At 71.6% G+C, this 10,270-nt stretch carries 6 protein-coding genes; 4 read left to right on the top strand and 2 right to left on the bottom strand.

The genetic code is table 11. The annotated features are described in order from the left end of the window. Positions 1–37: 37 nt before the first annotated feature. Complete coding sequence (locus tag ACFTZL_RS33540) at positions 38–3,199, bottom strand: RICIN domain-containing protein (protein WP_382590618.1); 3,162 nt, start codon at positions 3,197–3,199, stop codon at positions 38–40. Between the two features lie 217 nt (positions 3,200–3,416). Between ACFTZL_RS33540 and ACFTZL_RS33535 the strand changes: the two genes are divergently transcribed. From ACFTZL_RS33535 to ACFTZL_RS33520, 4 genes are read left to right on the top strand one after another with little or no spacing between them, the layout of a single operon-like run. Continuing rightward, entirely contained in the window at positions 3,417–4,958 is a 1,542-nt protein-coding gene (locus ACFTZL_RS33535) for an ABC transporter substrate-binding protein (protein ID WP_382590615.1), read from the top strand. A gap of 13 nt (positions 4,959–4,971) precedes the next feature. Next, on the top strand, positions 4,972–5,898 hold the full coding sequence (locus ACFTZL_RS33530; RefSeq protein WP_382590612.1) for an ABC transporter permease: 927 nt from the start codon (positions 4,972–4,974) through the stop codon (positions 5,896–5,898). A gap of 14 nt (positions 5,899–5,912) precedes the next feature. After that, entirely contained in the window at positions 5,913–7,955 is a 2,043-nt protein-coding gene (locus ACFTZL_RS33525) for a dipeptide/oligopeptide/nickel ABC transporter permease/ATP-binding protein (protein WP_382590609.1), read from the top strand. Further along, entirely contained in the window at positions 7,948–8,937 is a 990-nt protein-coding gene (locus ACFTZL_RS33520) for an ABC transporter ATP-binding protein (protein WP_382590606.1), read from the top strand. The genes ACFTZL_RS33525 and ACFTZL_RS33520 overlap by 8 nt, the downstream gene beginning before the upstream one ends. A gap of 9 nt (positions 8,938–8,946) precedes the next feature. On the opposite strand, the gene ACFTZL_RS33515 is transcribed toward ACFTZL_RS33520, so the two are convergent. Then, positions 8,947–10,077: an RICIN domain-containing protein gene (locus tag ACFTZL_RS33515; RefSeq protein ID WP_382590603.1), complete on the bottom strand. Its 1,131-nt coding sequence runs from the start codon at positions 10,075–10,077 to the stop codon at positions 8,947–8,949. Positions 10,078–10,270 lie beyond the last annotated feature (193 nt).

Below are 10,270 nucleotides of genomic sequence, written 5' to 3'. Positions count from 1 at the left end.
GGGCGTGCCGGGCCGGCACGCCCCGCGTCGTCGTGCGTCAGGAGCGGGTCAGCTCGATCCGGTACTGCCGGGTCCGCGAGCCGTCCTCGCTGCTCACGGTCACGACGGCTTCGCGTGCTGCCTCCTTGCGGACGGTCACGGTCGCGTACGGGTCGCGGGCCGTCGCGGTGATCCTCGCCCGGTCCGGGCGGTCGGAGGTCACGCGGTAGCTCGTCCGGTCCGGGTCGAAGCCGTCGACCGGCACACCGTCGACCTCGATCGACGCGGCCCCGGCGTCCGAGGAGGTCCCGGGCGCCTTGGCGCGCAGCTCGATCTCCCCGAGGGTGAGGTAGCCGCCCGGGCGTGCCGTCATGGCCACGCGCACCCCGGTCACCGGGCCGGTGGCGCGGACCGGGACGTCGACCACCGGCGTGCCCTCGGTGCCTACGGCGACCTCGTCGCTCGCGTCGGCCCAGGTGCCGTCGGTCCCGCGCACCTGCACCTTGAGGGACTCCGCGAAGCTGAGGTTGGCGCCGTCGCGGTGGAAGTGGGTGACGACCCTGGTCAGTTCGCGTGCCTCGGGCAGGGTGAAGGTGATGGTGTCGGCCGGGTTCTTGGTGCCTGATCTCCAGTTCGACCAGGCCTTCTCGGACGTGTTTCCGTTGCGCAGGCCCTCGGCGGAGTAGCCGCTCTCGGTGTACGTCGCGCCGACCGTCACGCCTTCGTCGACCGCGGTGTTCGTGTCCCGGGGTGCGGTGACCTGGACGCGTACGGCCGCCGCTGCCGTCGTTCCGCCGGGGACCCGGGCGGTGCCGCGCAGGGTCACCACTCCGGCGTCGTCGAACGCGCCGTCGGGTGCGGGGTCCCAGGTGACCGGGAGGTCGGCCGTTCCGCCGTGCCGTCCGACGCCGGTGACCGTGGTGGGCAGGTCGGGGCGTCCTCCGGTGTAGGTCTTGGCGCGGGCCGGGAGCGTGGAGGCGATGGTGTCCACGGTGACGACCGCTTCGGCCCGGACGGTCCGGCCGAGCGCGTCGGTCGCCCGGCCCTTCACCCGGACGGTTCCGGCCTTGTGCCACCGTGACTCGGAGGGCAGCGTCCACTCCACGGGGAGCGATCCCCGGGCACCGTCCCGGTAGACGGGCGTCACGGTCCCGGGCAGTTCGGGAATGCGTCCGGGGACGGTGAACGCCTTGGCCTGCTGGGTACGGAGCACCGTCTCGTCGGTGACGGCCCACCGCTGGTTGGCGTTGGAGGTCGGCAGGAAGGCCGAGACGCGGGCGCCGTCCGCTGTCGACTGCCCGACGACGTCGAGGAGGCGGCCCGTGGCGGCGTTGACGAACGTCCAGGTGCCGTCCCCGGTGGTCGACATGATCCACTGCGCGGCCGGGGTGTCGCCCTCTTCCAGCACCGCTTCGTTGTCACGCACGGCCAGGCGCGTGCCCGTGGCGGCGTTGACGAGGGCGTAGCGCTCCCGGTTGCTGTCACCCTTGGTCAGCTGCTTCACGGACCAGAGCTGGGACTTGGCGGCCGGGTCGGCCGTGCGGACGACGACACCGTTGCCCTCGGCGGACGGGGCCAGGGACTTGCCGCTCTGGGTTCCCTGAAGGCGGTAGACGTGGCCGGGCCGGACGAGTGCGGCATCCTCGGCGGTGCCCGACACACCGTCGACGAGTAGGGTCGTGACCGACTTCGGCGGCACGGTCACGGTGGCGGAATCGTCCGTCACCTTCACCGGGGTGCCGCGGACGAGGGCGCCGTCCGCACTGGTCACGACGGGGGTCACCTTGGCGCCGGGTGCGACGCGCCCGAAGCGTGAGAGGTCCAGGGTCACGGCGCGCGGGGCCGTTCCGCTGTTGACGTGCACGACGGTCGCTCCGCGTCCCGACTTCCGTACGGCGGCGACGCTGGAGGGGTCGTCGGCCTTCACGAAGTGGTCGCCGGGGCGGATGTGGTGGGTGAAGTTGCGCAGGGTGTGGAACTTGGTGTTGGCCCGGATCGGGCAGCTCTCCAGGGTGTCCTTCGCGGTGCAGTTGAACGGGATGTGGATGCTGCCCCAGTTCTTGCCCGCCTGCGCCTGAGGGATGGAGTCCTCCACGGGTTGCCACAACACCCAGGCGGAGGGCTCCAGTTCACGGATGTCCTCGACGACCCGGGTGGCGATGCCGAGCCCCGGTTCCATGCCGGTGAAGTCGGTGCCGGTGCCCCAGGTGCCCTCCACCTCGCTCATCCAGAACGGCCGGTCGGCGGCCTTGGCGCTGTCGCGGGCGCTGGTGCGCATGCCGGTGCCGTAGGTGTGCACGTTGAGCTGGTCGACGGCGGCACGGGCGGATCTGTCGTAGGCGTTCCAGTTGCGTACGAAGGTGCTCGGGTTGGTCTCGTCCATCGCGGAGACGGTGGCGCGGGTCTTCGCCTGGTCGAGGGCGCGGCGCACGGCCAGTACGACCTTCTGCTGAAGCTCCGGGCCGGCGTGGGCGCCCTCCTGGCGGCCGCCGGTGGGCTGTCCGTCGGGGCCGAGCTGGGTGCCCCAGTAGTTGGTGTTGGGCTCGTTGAGCGGGGCGAGGGTGTCGAACTTGATGCGGTGTTTTTTCTCCAGTTGCTCCGTCACCTTGACCAGGTAGGCGGCGAAGTCGTCGACGCGGTCCGGTCGTATCTGGTCGGTGTTGGCGTCGAAGCCTCCCGAGACATAGCCGCTGACGGTCTGGAACCAGGGCGGCGAGTTGCTGAAGGCCTCCCACTTGGTCACCTTGTTCTTGACCCGGTCCACCCACCAGCGCTGTCCCGCGTCGGCGGACCAGTCCCAGTGCTCGGGGTCGTCGGGGTTCCACCAGTCGGTGTCCTCCCTGGTGGTGCCCGCCGGGGCCTTCCAGAAGCCGTCCATCGTCGCGCCGGTCTTCATGTAGTCCTTGCGGACGTCGGGCGCGTTGCCACCGCCGATGTTGTAGCGCGCGATGTTGAGGCGGAGGCCGTCCTTGCCGAACAGCATGTCGGCGAGCTTCTGGCGGATGGGTTCCGGGTAGCGGCCCGTGATGTTGGCGAACCAGACGAGGCTCGTCCCCCACCCTTCGAACTCCTGCTGCCGGTAGGAGGGGTCGATCCGTACCGTGACCGCGCTGCCGGGCGGTTCGGCGGCAGCGGCAGGAGGCACGGTCACGAGTCCCGCGCCGAGTACCAGGGGGACGGCGACCGCCAAGGCCGGGGCGAGGCGATGTCTGCTGGACATGGATTCCCTTCGGGAGCGAACAGAACCGCGCAGAATCAATCGAGCTTCCCGAATGTTTTAGGACGGCAATCAACACGTCAAGAGGTGGGACGAGTTGGGAACCGGCGCACACCCCTTGACGCGTTCCGCCTCACCGCCCCAATAATGACCATCCACCTACCGTCCACATATCTAAACGACGTTCTCTGTTGTGTACGTGAGCGAGCACGGAGGCGCAGTGACCGGTTTAGGCACCATCCGCAGTCGTCCGATCGTCGCCTCCCTCGCCGCCCTGCTCGCCGTCTCCGGCTGCTCGGTGGCCGGTGCCGACCCCATCGGCGGCGGCCCGGGCACCCTGCGCATCGTCCTGCCCGAGGAACCGCCGACCCTCGAACCCTGTGACGCCTCGCTGACCGCGACGGGCCGGGTCACACGGGCCAACATCACGGAGGCACTGACCGAGCGCGAGCCGTCCACCGGACGCCTGGAACCCGCCCTCGCCACCAAGTGGACCCGGGATTCGGCCACTTCGTGGACCTTCACCCTCCGCGAGGGTGTCACCTTCCACGACAGGACGCCCTTCACAGCGGCCGCCGCCGCGTTCTCCATCGAGCGCGCCACGGATTCCGGCATCGACTGCAACGTCGACGGCTACATCTTCGCGGACAGCGAGCTGACCGCCACACCCGTCGACGACACCACGCTCCGGGTCACCACGGCGAAGCCCGACCCGATCCTGCCGCTGCGCCTGTCCTTCGTCGAGATCGTGCCGACGAGCACCGACCCCGACTCCCGGGTGCGCGAGCCGGTCGGCACGGGGCCCTACCGGATCGACGACTGGAACCAGGGCCGTCACCTGCGGCTGAAACGCTTCCCCGGTTACTGGGGCAAGGCTCCCGAGTTCGCCGCTGCCACCTACGTCTGGCGCGCCGAGGGCAGTGTGCGCGCGGCCAGGGTGACGAACAACGAGGCGGACGTCGCGATCGGGCTCGCCCCCGAGGACGGGGCCGGTGACCGCGCGGTCGAGTTCGCCACCAACGAGGTGTCGTACCTGCGGATGGACGCCACCGAGCCGCCCCTGGACGACATCCGGATCCGGCAGGCCGTCAACTACGCGATCGACCGGGAGGGGCTGGTCACCGCGGTCTTCGCCGGTCGGCCCAGCGGGCAGCTCGTGTCGAAGGGCGTCACCGGCTACAACCCGCGCATCGAGCCATGGCCGTACGACCCGGAACGGGCCCGGAGACTCGTCGCCGAGGCCCGCGCCGACGGAGTCCGCACCGGCACCACCATCACCCTCATCGGCCGCAACGGCATCTACCCGAAGGCCGCCGAGGCGATGGAGGTCGTGCAGGACGGTCTGATCAAGGCCGGGCTGAAGGTCAGGATCAAGATGCTGGACGTCAACGCCTGGCTGGAATACCTGCTGCGCCCCTTCCCCGCCGGCGACACCGGCCCCACCCTGCTCCAGGCCCAGCACGGCAACCAGGCGGGCGACGCCGCTTTCACGATGGGACAGATCTACGGCAGTGAGGGCGCCCAGAGCAGCTACGGCACCGAAGCACTCGACACGCTCATCGAGGAGGCACAGCTCGCCTCGGGCGGGAAACGGCAGAAGGCGTTCGCGGACGCGTTCACCCATCAGAACGACGAGGTCGTCCGGGACGCCGTCATGGCCAATATGACCGGCCTGCTCGCCCTCTCCCCCAAGGTCCGCTACCGGCCCGACTCGGCCACCAACGACGAGATGCGACTCGCCGACATGCGCCGCGCGGACTGAGGGAGGACATCACATGCTGACCCTGCTGCGCCGCCGTGCGGTCTCCAGTGTCATCCCGTTGCTCGTGGTGGTCCTCGGAGTCTTCTTCCTGGCCCGCCTCACCGGGGACCCCGCCAACCTGTATCTGCCGTTGAGCGCGACGCCCGAGATGCGGGCCGAGTTCGCCGCCCGCAACGGCCTGGACGAACCGCTGATCACCCAGTTCGGCGACTATCTCGCCCAGGTCGCCCACCTCGACTTCGGCGAGTCGCTGCGCACCGCCCAGCCGGCGGGCGAGGCCGTCCTGCGGGCCTTCCCCGCGACGCTCCAACTGGCCGGCTGGACGATGCTGCTCGCCCTCGTGGGCGCGGTGGTCATCGGCAGTCTGGCGGCCTACCGCCCGAACTCGGCGACCGACCGCATCGCGAGCTTCCTGTCCTCCACGGCCGCCAGCGTCCCCGACTTCTGGATCGCCATCATGGGCGTGCTGGTCTTCGCGGTCACCCTGGGCTGGCTGCCCACGTCCGGCACGAGCGGCGCGGCGGCCTGGGTGCTGCCCGTGGCCACACTGCTCATCCGCCCGTTCGGCGTGCTGGTCCAGGTGGTGCGCGGCGCCATGGTCTCGGCGCTGTCCGCCCCGTATGTGAAGGTGGCGCGCGGCAAGGGGGCCTCCGAACTCCGGGTGGTCTTCGGGCACGCCCTGCGCAACGCCGCCGCACCGGCGCTGACCGTCGCGGGCGATCTGGCCGTGGGGCTGGTCAACGGGGCGGTCGTCGTCGAGACGATCTTCGGCTGGCCCGGCATCGGCAAGCTCATGATCGACTCGGTGCTGCAGCGCGACTTCGCGGTGCTTCAGGCGGCGGTCCTCCTGACCGCCCTGGCGATCTTCGCCCTCAACATCCTGGTCGACCTCTGTCACGCGCTCCTCGACCCACGGGTACGACAGCGGGCGGCGGCATGAGCCAAGGACGGGACATGCTTCAGAAAGCCACATCCCAGACGGACGCTACGACCGTACGGCGGCGGTGGTTCGCCCTGCTGCTCCGGGACCGGTTCGCCTGCGCGGCGGCCCTGCTCCTGCTCGTGATCGCGCTGAGTGCCGTACTGGGGCCGCTCCTGGCCGGGGACCTGGCGACCCGCCAGAACCTGCGTGACCCGGGCCGGCCGCCGTTCAGTCTCGACCACGGCTGGGCCTTCGTCCTGGGCAGCGACTCCCTCGGCCGGCCCGTCGCCGCGCGGCTGCTGGCCGCGGCCGGGACGACCCTGGCCGTGGCGGTGCCCGCCGTGCTGTGCTCGCTGGTCATCGGCTCGGTGTGGGGCATGTGGGCGGGCTATCACGGCGGTTGGCGCGAGAACGTGTCGCTGCGGGTGGCCGACGTGATCCTCAGCTTCCCCTCGCTGCTGCTGGCCGTGGTCGTGCTCTATGTGTTCTCGCCGAGTGCCGCGAGCATCGTGCTGGTGCTGGCCGTCGCCCGGATCCCGGTATATCTGCGCACCGCCCGGGCCGAGGCCGCGGAGTTGCGCAGCCGGCTGTTCATGGACGCGGCCCGGACGTTCGGCACGGGCAGCTGGGCGGCCATCCGTCGCCATGTCGCGCCGAGCGTGCTGCCCACGCTGCTCACCGTCGCCGCGCTCGACTTCTGCTTCGTGATGCTGGCCGAGTCCTCGCTGAGCTTTCTGGGCATCGGCATTCAACCGCCGGACGTGAGCTGGGGGCTGATGGTCGCCCAGGGGCGGCAGGAGCTGCAGAGTGCGTGGTGGATCGCACTCTTTCCGGGGCTCGCGATCGTCGTCACGACCGTGTCGGCGACCGTTCTCGCCTCCTGGGCCAGGCTGACGACGGATCCGGGGCAGCGGTGGCGGCAGGGGCTCGGGCGGCGTTCCCGGGGGCCGCGTGCGGCGGGCGGGGGCGGCAAGGGTTCGGTGACGGGGAGCGCGGCCGGGGTCGGCGACGGTGCGATGAGCGCGAGCGGTACGCCCGCCGACCCGTCCACGGACACGGCCTCCCCGGTGGACGGCGACCGCACCGAGGGCTTGTCTCCGGGCGGCGTCCTGGTCGTGGACGACCTGGCCGTCGACGTGCGCACTCCGGCCGGGCCGGTCCATGTCGTGCGCGGCGTGAGCTTCGCCGTGCGGTCGGGCGAGACGCTGGCGTTGCTGGGCGAGTCGGGCTGCGGCAAGAGCATGACCGCACACGCCGTCGCCGGTCTGCTCGACCCGGTCGCCGAGGTGGTGGGCGGGCAGGTCCGGCTCGACGGCGAGGACCTGCTCGGGCTCGGAGCACGCGCCAGGCGCCGACTGGCCGGCCCGGGTCTGGCCATGGTCTTCCAGGACGCGCTCAGCGCGCTCAACCCCGTCCACACGGTCGGAGCGCAACTGGCCGAGCCGTTCCGCATCCACGAGGGCATGTCCCGGCGCGCGGCGCGGGCCAGGGCGGTGGAGCTGATGGAACGCGTGGGCATCCCGGAGGCCCGCTCCCGGGCGGACGCCTATCCCCACCAGTTCTCGGGAGGCATGCGGCAGCGCCTGCTCATCGCGACGGCGGTCGCCCTGCGGCCGAAGGTCCTGATCGCCGACGAGCCCACGACGGCCCTGGACGTCACCGTGCAGGCGCAGATCATGGACCTGCTCGGCGAGTTGCGCGGCGAGCAGCGGACAGCCCTCGTCCTCATCACACACGACCTCGGGCTCGCCGCCGAGCACGCGGACCGGGTCGCGGTCATGTACGCGGGGACGGTGGTGGAGACCGGGCCGGTGGCGGAGGTGTTCGCCCGGCCCCACCACCCGTACACCCGGGGCCTGTTGGAGTCGGTGCCGGCCGAGCAGCACCGGGGCTCCCGCCTGACGTCGATTCCCGGGAGCCCGCCGGACCCGGCCGCGGTGCCGGCCGGCTGCGCCTTCCGTACGCGCTGTCCCATGGCCCGGGAGCGATGCGTGACCCACCGTCCGGCGCTGACCGGCACCGGGACCGGCCGGGCCGCCGCCTGCCACTTCGGGAAGGAACTGGCCGATGCCTGAACGCGGGACCCTGCTGGAGGCCACCAGTCTGGCCAAGAGCTTCACCGTCCGAAGGACCGTACGGGGCAGCACCCGGCTGCGGGCGCTGGACGGGGTGGACCTGGCTCTCGGACGCGGCGAGACCCTCGGCCTCGTCGGCGAGTCCGGCTGCGGCAAGTCCACGCTGGCCAGGATCCTCCTGCTGCTGGAGCGGCCCGACGCGGGCACCGTGCGGTACGAGGGCGTCGACCCGTTCGCGTTGTCGGGTGCGGAGCTGCTCGCCTGGCGGCGGAAGGTGCAGATGGTCTTCCAGGACCCGTTCGGTTCGCTCAACCCCCGCCTCAGCGCGGCGGATCTCATCGGGGAGCCCTGGCTGACCCATCGCGACCTGGTCCCCCCTTCGCGGCGGTCGGCGCGCGTGGGCGAACTGCTGGAGATGGTCGGGCTGCGCGCGTCGGACGCCGGCCGCCACCCGCACGAGTTCTCCGGCGGTCAGCGGCAGCGGATCGGCATCGCCCGGGCCCTGGCACTGGAACCCGAAGTGATCGTCTGCGACGAACCCGTCTCCGCGCTGGACCTGTCGGTGCAGGCGCAGGTGCTCAACCTCCTGTGCGACCTGCGGGACGAGCTGGGGCTGTCGTACCTCTTCATCTCGCACGACCTGTCCGTGGTGCGGCACCTCGCCGACCGGGTCGCCGTGATGTACCTCGGCAGGATCGTGGAGACGGGCCCGACGGAGGAGGTCTACGAACGGCCGCGCCACCCGTACACGGAGGCGCTGCTGTCGGCGGCCCCTTCGCCTCTGGCCGGCAGCGGGCGCCGGCGGGAACGCATCGTACTCACCGGCGAGATCCCGTCTCCCGCCGACCCGCCGTCCGGTTGCCGGTTCCGGACCCGGTGCCCCCGGGCGCGGGACCTGTGCGCCGAAGCCGTACCCGAACCTCCGCCGGGTGCGCCCCTCCACGGTGCGGCATGCCACTTCCCGCTGGCGGTCACGGCTTGACGGCCGGTGTCATTCGACGTCGTCCACCAGGAACTCCTGGTCCCGTGCCCCCGTGCAGCGCTGCTGGGCGATCTCGGCGCCCGCCGCCCGGTCTTCGGCGCCGTTGATGCCGAGACACATCCCGTTCTGCACCACGTGGATCCGGTAGCCGTCGGCCTCGGAGCCTCCGGCGGAGTCGAAGAAGAAGTGCTGGCTGGTGCGGTCCGCCGAACAGCTCTCCCAGGGCCAGGGCTCGAGCAGTCCCTCGACGACATGGCCGCTGCCCAGCGCGGTGAGACAGCCGTCGCCGTACACCGGGTGGCGCCATTGGATGTAGTACGAGCCTGTGTTGCCGACCGACACCAGTGACAGGTCAGGCGGTGTGGCGTCACCACAGGGGCGTTGGACGGCGACCTGGCTCCGATAGCGCCCCTTGCGGTCGTGGCCCTCGGTGACGCAGAGCTTGGGCGCCAGGGCCGGGCGGATCCGGGACGGTCCCGGTGGCGGGCCTTCGACGTCGGTGGATGAGGAGGGGACCGAGGAGGGGTCCAGGCGCGGTCCGGCACCGGCCGCGCGCGTTCCCTTGCCTCGGTCGCTCGTCTCGCCGGGCAGCAGCGCCCAGGCTCCGACACCGGCGAGCAGAAGCGCGGCGACGGCGGAGGCGGCCAGGGCTCGCCGGTTCTTGACCCGGCCGGTGACCGCGGGCTCGGTGAGGGGTTCCGGGGTCGAGGTGGGGGTCGGAGCGGGGGTCGGACCGTCGGCGGCGTGGGCCGGGTCATCATCCGCCGCGTGCGTCGAGCTGTCGTGCCCGGGTGTCTGTTCGGCGTGCGCGGGTGTCGACCCGCCGTCCACGGGCGTAGCCCCGTCGTCCGCATCCGACGGCTCGGCGGCGGCCAGCCGGTCCCTGGCCTCCAGCCAGACGGCGGCATCCTCGTTTCCTCCGCACGCGCGGACGAACGCGACGACCACCTCGGCACGCGGCAGCGAGTCCCGGCGCAGCGCGTCGGCCGCGGTGCTCCGCGCGAGCACGTCACCGCGCCGTTCGGCGTTTCTCTCCAACTGCCGGTAGGTCAGGCCGGCCTGTTCCTTGAGCCATCGCAAGCAGGCCACGAACTCCGCGGCGCTGCGCGCCTCGTGCGGCAACGGACGCTCTCTCCCCATGTCCGGCCATCCTGGTCGTGCCTCTGGCCATGGACAATCCGGAATTCTGCCAATCCCCGTCCCGCCACTCTCGTGTTCCGGACACCGCCACGACAGTGCCGGACAAGAACGAGCAGGGCCACGACCAGTCCGGACAGCGCTACCGCGTCCGGGACAGCCCAAGGCCGACCGGCCTGATCAACCGCCCCGAGCG

Origin of the sequence: Streptomyces sp. NPDC056948 (genome assembly GCF_042674225.1) — a bacterium.
Taxonomy (GTDB): domain Bacteria; phylum Actinomycetota; class Actinomycetes; order Streptomycetales; family Streptomycetaceae; genus Streptomyces; species Streptomyces purpurascens.
This window is presented reverse-complemented; position numbering and strand designations above follow the sequence as displayed.